General features: G+C 70.2%; 14 protein-coding genes. 6 read left to right on the plus strand and 8 right to left on the minus strand.

What is annotated here, in order from left to right; translation table 11 throughout:
• Positions 1-6 precede the first annotated feature (6 nt).
• Complete coding sequence (locus tag AB0G63_RS35255; RefSeq protein WP_360758845.1) at positions 7-1,566, minus strand: PucR family transcriptional regulator; 1,560 nt, start codon at positions 1,564-1,566, stop codon at positions 7-9.
• Positions 1,567-1,859: 293 nt separating this feature from the next.
• Here AB0G63_RS35255 and AB0G63_RS35260 point away from each other — a divergent pair, with 293 nt between their 5' ends.
• Together AB0G63_RS35260 and AB0G63_RS35265 are read left to right on the plus strand one after the other, a co-directional pair.
• The gene (locus tag AB0G63_RS35260; protein ID WP_360758847.1) at positions 1,860-2,459 is read left to right on the plus strand and encodes a cation transporter; all 600 of its coding nucleotides are present in this window, start codon (positions 1,860-1,862) and stop codon (positions 2,457-2,459) included.
• Positions 2,460-3,590: 1,131 nt separating this feature from the next.
• A complete protein-coding gene (locus AB0G63_RS35265; protein WP_360758849.1) occupies positions 3,591-4,406 on the plus strand; it encodes a CAP domain-containing protein in 816 nt (271 codons plus the stop codon).
• A gap of 202 nt (positions 4,407-4,608) precedes the next feature.
• Here the strand turns inward: AB0G63_RS35265 and AB0G63_RS35270 are convergent, their stop codons facing one another.
• Both AB0G63_RS35270 and AB0G63_RS35275 read right to left on the minus strand, forming a co-directional pair.
• Positions 4,609-6,132 carry a hypothetical protein gene (locus AB0G63_RS35270; RefSeq protein ID WP_360758868.1) on the minus strand — a complete coding sequence of 508 codons (1,524 nt, stop codon included), beginning with the start codon at positions 6,130-6,132 and terminating at the stop codon, positions 4,609-4,611.
• 187 nt (positions 6,133-6,319) lie between these two features.
• The gene (locus AB0G63_RS35275) at positions 6,320-6,766 is read right to left on the minus strand and encodes a DDE-type integrase/transposase/recombinase (protein WP_360758870.1); all 447 of its coding nucleotides are present in this window, start codon (positions 6,764-6,766) and stop codon (positions 6,320-6,322) included.
• Here AB0G63_RS35275 and AB0G63_RS35280 point away from each other — a divergent pair.
• Positions 6,696-6,923: a hypothetical protein gene (locus AB0G63_RS35280; RefSeq protein WP_360758872.1), complete on the plus strand. Its 228-nt coding sequence runs from the start codon at positions 6,696-6,698 to the stop codon at positions 6,921-6,923. The genes AB0G63_RS35275 and AB0G63_RS35280 overlap by 71 nt on opposite strands.
• A gap of 524 nt (positions 6,924-7,447) precedes the next feature.
• Positions 7,448-7,981, plus strand: coding sequence for a 2'-5' RNA ligase family protein (locus AB0G63_RS35285; RefSeq protein WP_360758851.1), 534 nt, complete (start codon positions 7,448-7,450; stop codon positions 7,979-7,981).
• 360 nt (positions 7,982-8,341) lie between these two features.
• Here the strand turns inward: AB0G63_RS35285 and AB0G63_RS35290 are convergent, their stop codons facing one another.
• The 3 genes from AB0G63_RS35290 to AB0G63_RS35300 form a co-directional block, all read right to left on the minus strand.
• A complete protein-coding gene (locus AB0G63_RS35290) occupies positions 8,342-8,740 on the minus strand; it encodes a hypothetical protein (RefSeq protein WP_360758853.1) in 399 nt (132 codons plus the stop codon).
• Between the two features lie 211 nt (positions 8,741-8,951).
• Positions 8,952-9,890 (minus strand): chlorophyllase, encoded by a 939-nt coding sequence (locus tag AB0G63_RS35295; RefSeq protein ID WP_360758855.1) that lies wholly within the window; start codon positions 9,888-9,890, stop codon positions 8,952-8,954.
• Positions 9,891-10,096: 206 nt separating this feature from the next.
• Positions 10,097-10,843, minus strand: coding sequence for an amidohydrolase family protein (locus AB0G63_RS35300; protein WP_360758857.1), 747 nt, complete (start codon positions 10,841-10,843; stop codon positions 10,097-10,099).
• Between the two features lie 236 nt (positions 10,844-11,079).
• Here AB0G63_RS35300 and AB0G63_RS35305 point away from each other — a divergent pair, with 236 nt between their 5' ends.
• Positions 11,080-11,460 (plus strand): MerR family transcriptional regulator, encoded by a 381-nt coding sequence (locus AB0G63_RS35305; protein ID WP_360758859.1) that lies wholly within the window; start codon positions 11,080-11,082, stop codon positions 11,458-11,460.
• A 163-nt stretch (positions 11,461-11,623) separates the two neighbouring features.
• Here AB0G63_RS35305 and AB0G63_RS35310 read toward each other — a convergent pair whose 3' ends face one another.
• Complete coding sequence (locus tag AB0G63_RS35310; protein WP_360758861.1) at positions 11,624-13,093, minus strand: MFS transporter; 1,470 nt, start codon at positions 13,091-13,093, stop codon at positions 11,624-11,626.
• Between the two features lie 81 nt (positions 13,094-13,174).
• Here AB0G63_RS35310 and AB0G63_RS35315 point away from each other — a divergent pair, with 81 nt between their 5' ends.
• The gene (locus AB0G63_RS35315) at positions 13,175-13,597 is read left to right on the plus strand and encodes a helix-turn-helix domain-containing protein (protein ID WP_360758862.1); all 423 of its coding nucleotides are present in this window, start codon (positions 13,175-13,177) and stop codon (positions 13,595-13,597) included.
• Between the two features lie 369 nt (positions 13,598-13,966).
• Here AB0G63_RS35315 and AB0G63_RS35320 read toward each other — a convergent pair.
• The coding region (locus AB0G63_RS35320; RefSeq protein WP_360758864.1) for a hypothetical protein at positions 13,967-14,592 on the minus strand (626 nt) is incomplete at its 5' end.

Here is a 14,592-nt window from a genome sequence, read left to right on the forward strand (position 1 = left end):
CCGCAGCTAGGCGGACGCGGCGGGGGGTGTGGGGGGGTCACCCCCCGCCCCGGATCCCTGCCACACCGTCAGCGCCAGCAGAAGCTCCGCCCGGACATGGGCGGATTCCAGATCCGCGGCGACCAACGTCTGAACGCGTGTCATGCGGGCGCGCAACGTGTGCCGGTGCACACCCAGATGGGCGGAAGCAGCCTCCCACTGACCGTTGTGCTCCAGGAAGGCCCGCAGGGAAGCGAGCAGTTCGGTGTCGTTGGCGTCGTCGTACGCGGCCAGCGGACCCAGCCGGGCGACGGACAGGGACTCCAGCACCGCCCTCGTATGCGGCTCTGTGACCAGAACCTGGCCGGCGAGGGACGCGAAGTGCACCACGTCCGCACCGCCCCGTGCCCGGGCGGCCGACAGAGCGCTGAGGGCCTCAGCCAGGGCCGCGGGCCCGTCCCCCAGCTCGTGCACCGCGCTGAGCCCGGCAGCCGGACGCGCCTTCTGCCGGTCGGCGAGTTCGCTCACGACCGCCTGGGCCGTCGCCGCGTGGCCCGCCGGCAGCAGCACCACGACGGCGCCGTCGAGCACAGCTCCGAACAGCGGCAGTCCCCGCTCGTCCAGGGCCTCGCCCACCGCCGCGAGTGTTCCTCGCGGACTGCCGTCCTCCAGCGCCAGGACGCGGACGCCGTCACGGCTCGGGAATCCGGCCTCGACCAGGTGGTCCCGGGCGGCCTGAGACGCGATGGTTCCCTCCAGCAGCAGCCGCAGGATCGTGCCGTTCAGGCGGCGCTGCTCGTCGCGCACACGCACCGGCTTCTCCGCCTCCAGAGCGACCAGGGACGCCGCGTGGCCGAGCAGAAGGTGGTCCACCGCGGTCAGCGGCCGGTCGGCCACCAGGACCAGGCGGCCGTGCGCGCGGGGACCCACCTGTACCTGCTGGACGGCGACCACGCCGTCGGGTCCGCTGCTGACCGAAGCGGCCGCTCGGACAGCCGGACCCTGGCCGGTGACCTCGTCGAGGGCCGGCACCGCTGCGTCCGGCGGATGACAGGCCCGTACCCGCCCTTCGGAATCCAGGAACGCCACATGTGTGCCGGAGGAGACGGCCAGTTCCCTCACCACCGCCTGCGCACCGCCGGCCAGCGCGGCCCGGGTCATCCGCGGTTGGATGCGAGATGCCTGGACCACTCCTTCGTACTGCTGCTCGGCCAGCCTTTCCATGACGGCCTTGGTGACGGCCACGAACGGTGTGCGCAGCGGTACCTCCAGCAGCGGCAGCCCAGCCTCCTCGGCAGCCTCGATCAGCTCGGCCGGCACCCGGCCGTGCGAGAGGCCGACGCCGAAGCCGACCGCGGCGACACCGGCGTCGGCCAGCCGCCGGACGTAGTCGTGACGGGCCTGGGGATCCTCCGGCAGGCGCAGGCCCGTGGTGAGCACCAGCTCGCCGCCTCCGAGCCACGGGCTCGGATCGGCGAGTTCGATGCTGTGCGCCCAGGTCACCTCACGTTCCTGGTGACGTGTCCCGGCGAGGACCTTGAGACGCAGCTCGGGACGCCGCAGCAGCCAGCCGAGAGGGACACTCATGCGCACACCACCAGGACCTACGTTTCGGGAACACATCTGCCGCGGACGGCTCAGCGTGCCACAGCGAACGTGCAGCCGTAGGACCTGCCCCTGGCATCCCGTGCGTGCCGACGCATCCGCCCACGCGCGTTGCGCCGGGTACCGGTCCCTCCCGTGACGGCGAGTGCACGATGAGTGATCCGCCCTTCGCGGCGGTCCAGGACCATTCCCATGCTTCTCCGGCCTTCGTGCGCACGAAGGAGCCCTGCGAGCCGCCCTGGGCAGGCGGACAGGCGGTTTGGGAGGATCTCGCGGTGACCGGAACCGATGACACCGCCCGCCGGACGCTTCTCCGCCGCGGCTTCGCTCTTGAGTACGCCACCCTCGGCTGGAACGTGATCGGCATCGTGGTGCTTGCCCTCGCGGCGATCTCGGCGAGGTCTGTGGCGCTGGCCGGGTTCGGCCTGGACTCCCTGATCGAGATCGGCGCCTCCACCGTAGTGATCTGGGAGCTGTCCGGTACCGGAGAGGACCGCCGGCGCCGTGCGCTGAGGCTGATCGGTTTCGGCTTCGGGCTACTGGCGGTGTACCTGCTGGTGCAGTCCACCTGGGTACTGGCCGCCGGCTTCCAGCCCCACCACTCGCCATTCGGCATTGGCTGGACGGCGGTGACGGCCGCGGTCATGTTCGCGCTCGCCGCCGGCAAGGCACGCACCGGCACCGCACTGGACAACCCGGTGCTGAAGACGGAGGGCCGAGTCACCCTGATCGACGGCCTGCTGGCCGCCGCCGTGTTGCTGGGCCTCGTACTGAACTCGCTGGCCGGCCTGTGGTGGGCTGACCCGGCCGCTGGGTACGTGCTGGTCTACTACGCGCTGCGCGAGGTCAAGGAGATCTTCTTCGACGAGCACTGAAGGCGGGGGCGTCGCCGATGCCGTCGCCGGACGCGCCCAGGTCCACGACGGTGTCGGTGTCGGCGTGCTCGATCACCCGGGGTTGTCTCCGGTTCGCCTGTCCGGGGCCGGCGTGCGGCCCGCCCGGGGGTCGTGTGGTCCGTGGGCCAGGGCCGGATTACCAGCCGTCCTCGGCGCGCCGGTCGCAGCGCAGCGCGACCGCGTCCGGGCCAAGGAGGGCCGCGCGTCCTGACGAACCCTCGGCTGCTGATCTTGACCATCCAAGACCCCCAACTGCCCCCAACTGAGTTGAGCTGAGAGGCTACCCAGGCGGCCAGGGGGTGCGTCGAGCCAGTCGCGCAGGACACCGTGCCGGAACTGGTACGCGGATCCTGTGTGCCGGCAAACCGCCATGACGACTGGCGGATGGCCGCCCGGCTTCTGCTCCAGGTGCTGGAGAACGAGGAGGCACAGCACAAACGGCCGGCCGCAGGCAAGCAGAGCCGGATCGACCTCGGCTACCAGCGACGGTGAAGGGCGGGCCAGGCAAAGCTGCGCGAGCGCCCGCGTGGGGAGGGCCGACGGCCCGGCGAGCCGGAAACGTCCCGGGTCGAATGGTCCGGCGTCGGCGATGAGGAGGCCGTGGCCCTCTTCCACGGCATCTACGCCGACGGCCTCGACGCCCTCCTGCGCGCGGTCACCGCCGCCTGACCACACCCCGGCATGCCGGACGCCGGTTGTGGGGAAAGGAGGTGACTTCCCTCACGTCCTCGTTCCTTGGCAACGTGCCCAGACAGTAGATGACGTGTGGGCGACATGGGCGGATCCGGCGCATGGAAGCGGGCATACGCGGCACCTCGGCCGGGGTCACCGGCTGGTCACGAGCCACCAAGCCGTCGGACCGTCTCTTCCGTCCTTATGACGGGGTGTGAGGCGTCGTCGGCATCCGGTGCGGCGGCTCGGCACAATCGCGGGCCGGATTCAAGGGTGCCCCTTCCGTACTGGGCGAGGTAGTGGAAGCCCTCGTTGCCGTGTGCTCACGCGGCTTTCGACAATGACGGCTCCGCAAGGCGTCCCCGCAGGTCAAGGCCAGTGTCTGTACGAAACCAGGCCTGCGGGAGGCGCAAGGAGAGTCGACCGGAGGAGGTCCGCATGAGGAACCACCGGAAGCACCGCAGGAAGACGCGCCGCCGGCCCATAGCCGTCGCCGTTTTGGCGATGGGCGCGGTGGCGGTGCCGTCGGCCGCCATGGCGTGCATGGGTGACCAAGGAGCCGAGGCCGTCACCGCCACGTCCAGCGGTTCCTGGACCGGCGGATGGAAGGCGTCCTGGGGCGGGCACCGGGGACGGGACGTCCGGACCGCGAAGCCCACGACGACGGCTTCGCCCTCGGCCTCGCCGACGACCTCTCCCGGGACTGCGGCGCCCGCCCCGGAGAAGCCCAAGGCGCCCGTCTCGAAGACGCCCCCGCCCGCCCCGACGAGGAGCACCGCCGAGCCGAAGCCGACCGCCGCGCCCCCCGCGCCGACAACCGCCGCACCGAAGCCGTCCGCGACCACGGCCCCCGCCGCCGACACGGAGACCCCCGCGTCCGCCGCGGTCGCCCGCGTGGTCGCCCTGGTCAACAGCGAGTGTGCCAAGGTCGGTTGCTCCCCGGTCACCCTGAACGCGAAGCTCTCGCAGGCCGCCCAGGCCCACAGCGCGGACATGGCGAGCCACAACACCATGTCGCACACCGGTTCCGACGGGTCCGACCCGGGACAGCGGATCGCGCGCGCGGGCTACGTCTGGAGCACCTACGGCGAGAACGTCGCGTACGGGTACTCCACGCCCGAGCAGGTCATGGCGGGACGGATGGCCAGCGCCGGCCACAAGCGCAACATCCTGGACTGCGGCTTCAAGGAGATCGGTGTGGGGGTGGCACAGCCCGGCAACTACTGGACGCAGGACTTCGGCACGGCCCGATGACGCTCACCGGGCCCGCCGACCATCACGGCCGCCGTGCCGGCAGTCTGGAGGAGGTCCGCTACACCGACGTCGAGCACCTGGAGTTCGACGGTAGAAGCCACGCCTCGAACAGCTCGCAGCCTGGACCTGTGACGGAGCGCTTCGGTTGGCGAGTCGGTGCTTGAACTGGCGGCGTCGAGCGTTGAGTCGGCGGACAGGGCAGTCACAGCCGCAGCTGGGGCAGCAGATCCGACATCACGGCGAGCGGTAGCGACGGGTTGGCGGCCGCCGCTTCCACCACCCGCCAGGCGGCGTCGGTGAGCAGTTCTGCGATGACCGGAGGGGGGAGAGCCGGATGTCCGGCGGCTATGGGCCTCGCCTTCGTGTCTGCCAGACAGGCGAGCAGCGCCGGGGCCGTCGCATGGCGATGCTGGGCGACTTCGCGGAGCGCTTTCTGTGCCGGTGGTTTGTGCCGGGCCAGGTCCTCCAGCAGCGCCGGGGTCGCGTCCGGGTTCGCCGCCACTTTGGCAGCGACCTGGACTCCGTGCCGGTCCAGCATGGCGCGCAGTCGGGCTTCGGAGAGGCCCGGGTGCGGCGCGATCGACTTGACCACTTTCGCGTCGGGGTCGGTGGCCAGCGCGTTGCGTACCACGGGTGTCAGATCGCGCCGTTGGGCCACGAGCATCCGCGCGGCCGGGTTCGGCGACTGGGCGAGTTCCTCGACCTCGTCGGGGGAGGCGGCGGCGATCCGCGGCAGGAGGGTGGCGCCGGTCCGGGTGGCGCCGGTCAGGTGGGTGAGCACGTCGAGCGGCACACGCGGGTTGTGGGCGAGCCGGCGCCGCACGTCGTGGTCGGGGTCGTTGGCCAGCGCGTGGATCAGGGCGTCGTCGATCGATGGATTCTCGGCGAGGTCGGCCCGGACTGCTGGGTGGGGATCCACGGCGAGTCGTCCGCACACCTGCGGCGGCAGACCGGGGCGAATGGCGAGCGCACGGCGCAGCAGCGGCGAAGAGTGCTCTGCGAAGCTGACGACGGCTTCGGTGGGTGTGGCCGGGTTCCCCAGCGCCATCCGCTGCGTCTCGTGCACGGTGGACTCGTGGGAGCCGTCGCAGCGGGCACCCGGCAGCAGAGCACAGTCGACCCGCGGGCATTGCGGATCGTGCACGAACGGCGTCGCTTCCCGGTCGCAGACCAGGCACCACCGCGCCGGAGGCAGCCCCTGTCCGGTGAGCAGCGCCGCCAGCACGGCCGGGGGCGTCGCATCGTTGGCCGCCACCGCGCGGCGGACCTCGGCATGCGGATGCCCCGCAAGTCTGGCGGCCATGTCCGGCGTCGTCCACAGCGCGAGCTCCGCCACGACCCGCACGTCCGAGTCCGCGGCGAGCATCTCCACCGCGTCGGGCACAAGACCGGGGCAGGCGGCCAGCTTCTCCCGGCGCTCCACGACCGGATCCGTCGCCAAGAGGCGCGCCCACTCCGGGCGTCCGGCACGCTCCCCGAGCAGGGCGAGCGCGACGTCCGGCTGTGCCACGGGATCGACGTCGGCGGCGGTCAGCCGCCTCGCGTACGCCAGCCGCACAGCGCTTTCCTCGACACGCGAGGCCAGCGCAAGCGCCTGCGCATGGCTGAGGTCCGCGCGATCGGCGAGGACCGCGGCGATGTCCGCGTCCGCGACCGCGATCAGCCGGTCGACCAGTTCGGACGGCAAGCTCACGTTGGCGGCAAGCCCGCACAGAACATGGTTCACAGAGGCATCCTGCCCCGGACCATGACCGAATGGCTCCCGGATTTCGACCCCGGTGAGCTGTTGCCGGCATTCGGGCACGTCCTGAGCGCGGCACGTGGCGAAACCGGCATGTTCAGGACTTCCCGGCAGCACCGGACCACCACGCCGGACGCCGGCCGGCCTTGCTCGGCCCGGTCGCAGCAGCGGATCATTCGCGGACGAGACCCCAAGTCCAGGCCTTCGTTGCCGGCGGCCCGCTACTCGGCTGGGATGCTGATGAGGTGCCAGAAGAAGCTGGCCAGAGGGCGGCTGCCGGGGCTGAGGCTGTGACCGAGACGGAGAAGAAGCCTCGCGAGGTTCGGGCGACTGAGCGAACGGTCTCAGGCGGACCGGCCGACACCGGCCCTGCGGCAGGCGTCGGCGAAGGCCGGCTGAATCCGCCCTGGGCGCCATGATCGGTGTGCAGGACCGCTCCGGCGAAGCTGCCGCCGGTGCGCTCGGCAGTGGCCAGGGCGTCGATGACGAGACCGGTTCGCATGCGGTCCGCGATCGCCCAGCCGGCCAGGCGGCGTGAGGAGAGGTCGATGAGGGCGACCAGATGGAAGAACTTCCCGCCGTCCACTGGGAGACAGGTGATGTCACCGACGTACTTCATGTTCGGCTCGGTGGCGGTGAAGTCGCGGCCGATCGGATCCGGGGCCTTCGCCGCGGCCGGGTCTGGAGTCGTGGTGCGGTGTCTGCGGCGCAGTCGCATGCCCGCCAGGCCGATGCTCCGGCACGACGACGACGGCCCGGGTCGTATCGGCTGGTGACGCGGTGGTCCTCTCGTAGTCACGGCACGCGAGAGGCCGTCCGCCGCCCCAGCAGAATGCCGCGTGGCGGCGGACGGCTTCGACGATCCGGCTGCCTCGGCGTGCCCGCGGACCAGGGCCGCGCCCCCACACCTACAAGCCGCTGCCGGCTGCGGCGACCCGTACAGACCCGTACAACCGGGTGCGCGCAGTCGCTGCCCCATGCTCGTCCACGAGGACTGGCAGGCGTCGACCAAGTCCGGCCACACCTGCTTCGCCGGCACTGCGGCCGGCCTCGAAGCCGACTGGACCGCCGGGCTCGACGTGCTGACCTTGATCTGGGACAAGCGCGACGCCGCCCGGCGCTCCACGACACAGAACGATCGCAAGGACACAGCTCGTGCGGCATGTCGTGTCGGAGCGACACCAGTGTCAAGCAGCGGCGACGTCTTGCTGCGCCGGACGGTACACACCGCCCGCGATGCCACGGCACCGCCGCCCGGCCGGCGGCGGTACCGCAGGCGCACCGCCGGTAGGCTGCGGTGGTGCGCACGGTCGAGCTTCTGTTGGATGAGGCGGCGGAACTGGCGGTCCGGGAGGCGTGGCGGCGGCTGGCGGACGCGGGGCTGCCCAGTCAGGCGCGGCACCGCTCACCGACGAACAGCCCGCACCTCACCCTGGCCGCCTGTCCGGAGCTGACCGGTCCGATCCGCTGGGAGCTCGCCGAGGTGGCCGCCGCCCTGCCGCTGCCGGTGCACTTCACCGGCGTGGTCCGTTTCGAGCGGCCGACCTCGGTGCTGGCCTGGGCGCTGGACCTCGACTCCGAACTGGCCGGCTTGCACCGCCAGGTGTGGGAGGCGGTGGCCTCCGACAGCCCGCCCGGAACCCTCAGCCCCTTCCACGCCCCTGGGCGCTGGAGCCCGCACGTCACCCTCGGCCGAACCCGGCGCCCTGGTGCCTTCGCCGGCCGCAGGGTCCCTGAGCTGCTGCCGGCGCCACCGCTGACGGTCCAGCTCACCACCCTGCGCAGCTACGACACCGCCACCGGCGCCTTGGAGGTGCTGGAGCCCCGCTGCTGAGACGCCTCCCACATCGGAGCCGCGGCCGGGAGCCGGCGATCATGGGCAGAACTACGGTGGCGGGAGAACAGCACCCACCGGACGGACAGGGCGCCGGCACCGACAAGCCCATCCGACACCGGCGCGCCACGGCAGGGGGCACGAAAACGGCTGCCCCCTCCGCTCTTGCGTTCTACCGTTGCCGGGCATGAGCACGCAGGCCTCCAGGGCGCCTGTCTTCTGCCCTGCCTCTGTTCCACACGATCGGGCAGGCTCGCGGTGAAGACGCCTACCGGCCTCTGCCCGCACCCGCCCCGGCCGGCAGGACCCGAGAACGGGAGGCGCCCGGCAGCCGGCCCTCGCCGCGGCCCACGGACCTGGTCACCCTTCCGTCAGCCGCTGGACCGTCCGCCAGCGCGGGGCGACGTCATCCGGGACGTCCGGGGAAGCGAAGTGGAACGGCACGCCAAGGTGGGCGGCCAGCGCGCGGCCGGCCTCGGCGGCGGCAACGCCATGGGGAGAACCGCCATGGCGGCGGTAAAAGGCGGCCAGGTGGCCCTCCCCCTCCGGGGAGTTGGAGACCGCGAGCAACAGCACGAACCAGTCGTGCACGGTATCGCCGTCCCACAAAGCCTCCACCGCAGCCACCCGGCCGGGGAGAGCCGCGGCACGGGCTGCGAGTGAGGGGACGTCGAACGGATCGGGCGGTGTGCGCTGCACTCGGTCACCGAGGACCTCGTATCGCGAGTGAACCACCTGCTCGGCCTCGCGCAGGCCCACCCCCCAACGGAGGCAGTGCCTCCCAGACGGATCTGACCGCCGACAGTCGGTGATCCCGCAGCACGTCGGCGTCGACCTGTCGGCGGGTCCGTTCCGCCGGACAGGCCCACCAGCCGCTCACTGGGCCACCGGCTGGGATCTCAGGGCGTGCGTCATGGGTCCGAACGTACGGCAGGACGCGCGGCGTGCGACCCAGCCGCCCCTTGCGTGCTCACTTGGATTCGAGGTGTCCCAGCGGGTGGCTGCCCGTGAGGACGGCCTGGGCGTTGTTCCAGTCGGTGTGGTCGGCTCCGGTGACGTGTCGCAGGTAGGCGAGGGTGACCTGCTGGACGAGGGCGACACGGTCGGGGTTCTCGTCGGTGGTCTCCGCCGCCTGGTAGCCGGAGATGCCACCGAGGAAGTGCTCGCCGCCGCGGACCGTCAGGAGGCTCTTGTTGCTGCGGCTGAGGGTGTATGGGTCGGCCGTCCAGGCCGGGCCCCGGGTGGAGAGCGGGAGATCGTCCTTGTCTCCGGCGACGACGAGGCCCGGGGCGGTGATGTGGGAGAAGTCCTGATCGCGCAGCCAGGGAAGGTTGTCGTGGGCGAAGGGGGTCAGTTCGTCGCCGCCCTTGCCGGCGGTGGCCAGCTGGATGCTGGCCATGACCCGGGCGTCAGACAGGTCCTCGGCGGCACCGGTCTGCGGGTCCGTGACGCGCAGACCCGTCAGGATGCCTGCGGTCTGGCCGCCGAAGGAGTGCCCGGCCGCGACGATGCGGCTGGGGTCCATGCGGCCGGACAGGCTCGGCACGGCCGCCTCCAGGGTGGTGAGTTCGTCGAGGATGCGCCGCATGTCCTGTACGCGGTAGCGCCACATCTGAGGTCGGCGAGGGTCATCGGCGGGGAGGTTGAGCCGCTTGGAGTCCAGATGGGTGGCCTGAATCACGATGAAGCCGCCGGATGCCCAGTGATCGACCAGCGGGGCGTATCCGTCCAGGTTCGAGCCGAAGCCGTGGGCGAAGAGCACGACGGGCAGGCTGGTACCGGTGGTGGGGGCGGTGACGCGGACGTGCAGGTCCTCACCGCGCTGCGGTGCATTCAGCACGAGTGGCTTGACGGACACGGTCGCAGTGAGAGTGGGCCCGGAGAGGCCGGTCGTGGGGTACGTGGTCATACGTGTGTCTGCCTTTCAGAAGGTGACGGGCCGGGGGAGACGGAGGATGCGTTCGGCGTTGCGATGGCCGAGCTTGTCCCGGCCCCGTTGGTCGAGGGGGCGCGGCCGACGAAGGCGCGGGCGCCGCCCTTGCCTCCGAACGCGCCGCGAGAGTCGACACCGCCGAGGCCGCGGTCCTCTTGACCGTCGCTGGCCGTGGGGGCGCCTTAGGGGCAGTCGGCGCCGAACGTGATCCGGTCGGGGCCCAGTACGTCCACGGCCGCACCGAGCATGTGGTGGCTGTGGAGGCCGCCGGCGGTGACGGCGAGGTTGCCGGTGATGTAGTCCAGGACGCGACGCTGCAGATGCGGGGCAGCGGTGCTGAGCAGATGAGCGCGGTCGGCGAAGGGCACGAGCATCTCGCCCCAGTGGCCGAGGATGATCTGCAGGTCCGGGTGCCGGTCCAGGGTCCCGGCGAGGATCAGGCGCAGTGTCATGACGCCGAAGCCGCTGTACGCGGTGTCGATGAGATTTCGGGGCCGCATGGCCGCGTGGATGTACCGCGGCACACCGAGGTGAACGGCGGCTTCGAACCCGGGGCGGAAGTCGGCGTGGTCGAGGAACGTCTCGCCGGTGCGCGGGAAGAGCATCGCGCCGGCATGCCCAAGACCGCTGACCGCTCGCTCGAGTTCCGCGGCGGCAGCCTGCGGGCCGTACATGGGCAATGTCGCGAAGGCAGCGAATCGGTGGGGGTGGCGGCGTACCGCGTCGGCCAGTACGTCGTTGGCCTCACGGGCCAGTGGGACGGCGACCTGCGGGGCAGGGGCCGGGTCCCCGGCGTCGTGACGGACAGGACCTCCATATCCACGCCACTGGCGTTCATCCGGGCCAGGCGTTCCTCGCCGACGTCGAGCAGGCGCAGGTTCACCTCCCCCCGGCTGCTCGTCTTGTTGACGGTCGCCTCCCCGCCCCATCGCAGAAGGGCGCGGCGTGGTTCCGGAGTCCAGGCGCGCTCCTCGACGCCGATCATCCGCCGGGCCGATGCAGTGTCCTCACTCATGGACACTCCGTTCGTCAGTTCAACTCATCCCCGTACGGGACTCAATAAGGCTTTTCGCCCACTGGCGGGCGCATGAGCTACCGTAAAACTTGACGTTGACGTGAAAGGCAAGTGCGTGTGACGCACAGCGCACAGAGGAGATGAGCGGGGATGCGGATCGGTGAACTCGCGCGCCGCACGGGTGTCACCACCCGAGCCCTGCGCTACTACGAGGAACAGAACCTGCTCACCGCCGGGCGCAGTGGCAGCGGCCAGCGCCACTACGCGGAAGACGCCGTCGACCGGGTCCGCCTCATCCGCCAGCTCTACGCCGCCGGACTGAGCAGCAAGGCCATCGCCGAGCTGACGCCCTGCGTCATCGACGGCAAGGCCACCCCCGAGCTCCTCCAGCGCCTGGCCGCGGAACGTGACCACCTCGACCGGCGCATCGCGGACCTCATCCACGCCCGGGCCAGGCTCGACTCCGTCATCAGCGGCGCCTCATCCAACATGCACACCGGCGCCCCATGTCCGCGGGACGCCGACGTATAGACCTGCACCCGCTCCTGCCGGGGCAGCTGCTGGCTGGTCACTATCGGTGCCGAACTGCGCGAGCGCAAGATCGGGCTGCATGTGTCGCTGAACCCACCAGCCTGCTTGTTCCGGGCAACAGCAGACGCTGAAATGGGGTGGGGACCGGGGTGACCTCTGCTGGTCAGGAGACCGAGGCGTCGTGTTCGGAAGATGCCATGCTTTGTTGCTTCACGCCTGCGGACGGTGTGGCCTTGAGCAGGCCGGCGCCGATGATCAAGGCGGCCAGTGTGAATCCGGCGGCGGCCAGGAAGGCCACGTGGTATCCGCCGACCAGCGATTCCGCTTCGGTCTTCCCCGCGGTGATGAGGCTGTTCGTGCGCGCGCTGACGAACGCGCTGAGCACGGTCAGGCCGATTGCGCCCCCGATCTGCTGAGTGGTGTTGAACAGTCCGGAGGCGATGCCGGACTCGGCCGACGAAACGGCAGTCATGCCGAGCCCCATGATGGCCGGCGCGGCGAGGCCGAAGCCGAGCCCCATGACGATGCTGGCTGGGAGGAAGTCCACCAGGTAGACGCCGTTGACGCGGGCGTACGACAGCATGACGAACGCCCCGACGATGAGGGCGAGCCCCAGCAGGACCATCGCGCGCTGGCCGTACCTGGTGATGAGCCGGGTCGAAAGGCCGAGAGACACCACGGCGATCACCACGGCGATGGGCATGAAGCCGATACCGGCCTGCAGCGAGCTGTACGTCAGCACGCGCTGTAGGTAGAGCGTGCCGAAGAACAACAGGCCGAACATGCCGGCGATCATCAGGAACTGGACGATGTTGGCCGCCGCCAGGCTCCTTGAGCGGAAAAGACCCAGCGGCAGCAGTGGCTTTGCGGCTGTGGCCTGGCGGACGACGAACCCGGTCAGCAACAGGAGGGTCAGGCTGCCGAGCAGTAGGGTCTGGGCTGCTCCCCAGCCGACTCGCTCAGCGTCCACGATGGTGTACACCAAGAGCATCATTCCGCTTGTGACCAGCAAGGCTCCCAGGAAGTCGGTGCCCTTGCCCATACCCTCGCCGCGGTCCCCGGGAAGCGCTCGCATGCCGACCAGAACGAGGGTGGCACCGATCGGCGCGTTGATGAAGAAGATCCAGTGCCAGCTGAGCAGCTCGGTGAGGACGCCGCCGAGCAGTGGTCCGACCGCGCCGCCGCCGGCGGAGGCGAAACTGTAGGCAGCGATGGCCTGGGCCTGCTTGCGACGATCGGAGAACACGGTCGCGACCATGCCGAGGATGCAGGCGGAGGCGACCGCTCCACCGATCCCCTGGAGGAAACGGGACGCAATCAACAAAGTCTCGCTGGTCGCGACGCCGCACAGCACGGAGGAGGCGCTGAAGAGCGCGATTCCCGTCAGGAACACGGCCTTCCGCCCGATGAGGTCACCGAGCCGTCCGGCCAGCAGCAGGAGCCCGCCGAACGGGATGACATAGGCGTTGACCACCCAGACGAGGTTCTCGGGGGAGAGCCCGAGACCACCCTGCACGGCGGGCAGTGCCACGTTCACGATGTTCTGGTCCAAGACGATCATCATCTGGCCGACACAGAGCAAGACGACGGTCAGCCACGGCGATGCGGTCGCCCTTGCGACAGACGGGGACATGTTCGAACCTCCCTTTGGTGCACTATTTGTTACAGCAGCCATCTTCTGTAACCATGACCTGTGAGGGAAGGAGGCACTTTTATGTCCCGCAGTCACACGCATGTGTCCGAGGAGGTCACCGCCGAGGCGTGTCCGCTCGTCGAGGTGATCGACCATGTGGCGGGCAAGTGGAGCATCAGCATCCTGGTCGCCGCCGCCCGTGGCCCCATCAGATTCACTGAGCTGGAACGTTCCATCGAAGGCATCAGCCGACGGATGCTCACCTTGAACCTGCGCAGACTTGAACGCGACGGTCTACTGACACGGATCGTTCATCCCACCGTGCCGCCGAAGGTCGAGTACAGCCTCACTGCCATGGCGCGAGAGCTGTACTCCTACCTGACCGGCTTCGTGGAGTGGGCGGAGCGGCACCGCGGCACGATCGCTCAGGCCCGAGCCGCCTACGACGCCACGGCAGCGGTGGCGCCGCAGGCAGGTCAGTCCCACCCGCAGCCGGAGTGCTGACGGGCACCGCTGCGTACAGTCCGCCTGGAGACGGGGTGCGGTCATGCCTCCTTGCTGCTGCCCTTGTCTCGCAGCGGGCGCAAACCGCCCGTCGGGTCGGGGAGCCGGAAGAGGAGTAGCGGCCGAGCATGTTGATGTGGTGCCGCACGAACACGCCGAGTTCCTCGGCCATGCGGCGGATCACGGGCTTCGGCTCGGAAGCGCGGTACATCCGCACCGCACGCTCACGCGACTCCAGCGGGTACTTCCTCGGAGCAGGCATCGTCAGAGCCCCTCTCGTGAGGCCTATCTGACCTGCTGTCACCTGTCCCCGCATCTCGGGGGAACCTCGTGTTGGTGGGTGGTCTGCGTGGGTTGTCTGGGTTTTTGTTATTGTGGTTTGTTTGTTGGGAGGGGGAGGGTGAAGAGGCTGCCGTGGGGGTGGTGTCCCGTGTCTGTCCGCGGCTTGGGAGTGGCCTGGTTGAGGCCGTACCACAGGACTGACTGGTTCGCTGTGATGACGGGGATCTGCAGTTCCTGTTCGAGCGGCACCACCGCATCCTGTGTGCGGAATCCGCTGCCTGGGACGAGGATGCCGTCGACGGCGGTGTCCTCGGCGTCTTTGAACGCCGTGAGTGTCTGGCGGTGGACGTCGTGCGGATCCACGGCCCATCGGGCGCCCTCGTCGAAGGCGTTGTACCGGGGAATGGCCGCCCATTGTGGGCCGAGGTCGAACTGGGCGATGCGGATGCGCTCGATGCCCACCGCGGTGAGGTACTTCTCGGTCGCCTCGAAGGTCGGGGGAGTGAACCAGGGAGGCATCATCACCAGTGGCCGGCGGACACCGGCGGCTTTGAGTGCGGCCGTCATGGCCATGGCTGCGGTGTAGACCGGCGTGTCGTGGGAGTGCGATGCGGCCTCCGCGACGAATTCTGTGTCGAAGGAGGGTCCTCCGAAGAAGCTGCTTGATCCGAAGCACAGGGCGATGCTGTCGGTGCCGAGTCGGCCGAGGTGGT

The sequence above is a fragment of the Streptomyces sp. NPDC020996 genome (genome assembly GCF_040641355.1).
Lineage (GTDB): Bacteria > Actinomycetota > Actinomycetes > Streptomycetales > Streptomycetaceae > Streptomyces.

What these genes read in the sequence shown, in the direction of transcription:
- AB0G63_RS35255 (WP_360758845.1), bottom strand. Translation starts at nt 1,566, where the DNA reads ATGAGTGTCCCTCTCGGCTGGCTGCTGCGGCGTCCCGAGCTGCGTCTC.
- AB0G63_RS35265 (WP_360758849.1), top strand. Translation starts at nt 3,591, where the DNA reads ATGAGGAACCACCGGAAGCACCGCAGGAAGACGCGCCGCCGGCCCATA.
- AB0G63_RS35280 (WP_360758872.1), top strand. Translation starts at nt 6,696, where the DNA reads ATGAGGGCGACCAGATGGAAGAACTTCCCGCCGTCCACTGGGAGACAG.
- AB0G63_RS35275 (WP_360758870.1), bottom strand. Translation starts at nt 6,766, where the DNA reads ATGAAGTACGTCGGTGACATCACCTGTCTCCCAGTGGACGGCGGGAAG.
- AB0G63_RS35295 (WP_360758855.1), bottom strand. Translation starts at nt 9,890, where the DNA reads ATGACCACGTACCCCACGACCGGCCTCTCCGGGCCCACTCTCACTGCG.
- AB0G63_RS35300 (WP_360758857.1), bottom strand. Translation starts at nt 10,843, where the DNA reads ATGGGGCGGGGAGGCGACCGTCAACAAGACGAGCAGCCGGGGGGAGGT.
- AB0G63_RS35305 (WP_360758859.1), top strand. Translation starts at nt 11,080, where the DNA reads ATGCGGATCGGTGAACTCGCGCGCCGCACGGGTGTCACCACCCGAGCC.
- AB0G63_RS35310 (WP_360758861.1), bottom strand. Translation starts at nt 13,093, where the DNA reads ATGTCCCCGTCTGTCGCAAGGGCGACCGCATCGCCGTGGCTGACCGTC.
- AB0G63_RS35315 (WP_360758862.1), top strand. Translation starts at nt 13,175, where the DNA reads ATGTCCCGCAGTCACACGCATGTGTCCGAGGAGGTCACCGCCGAGGCG.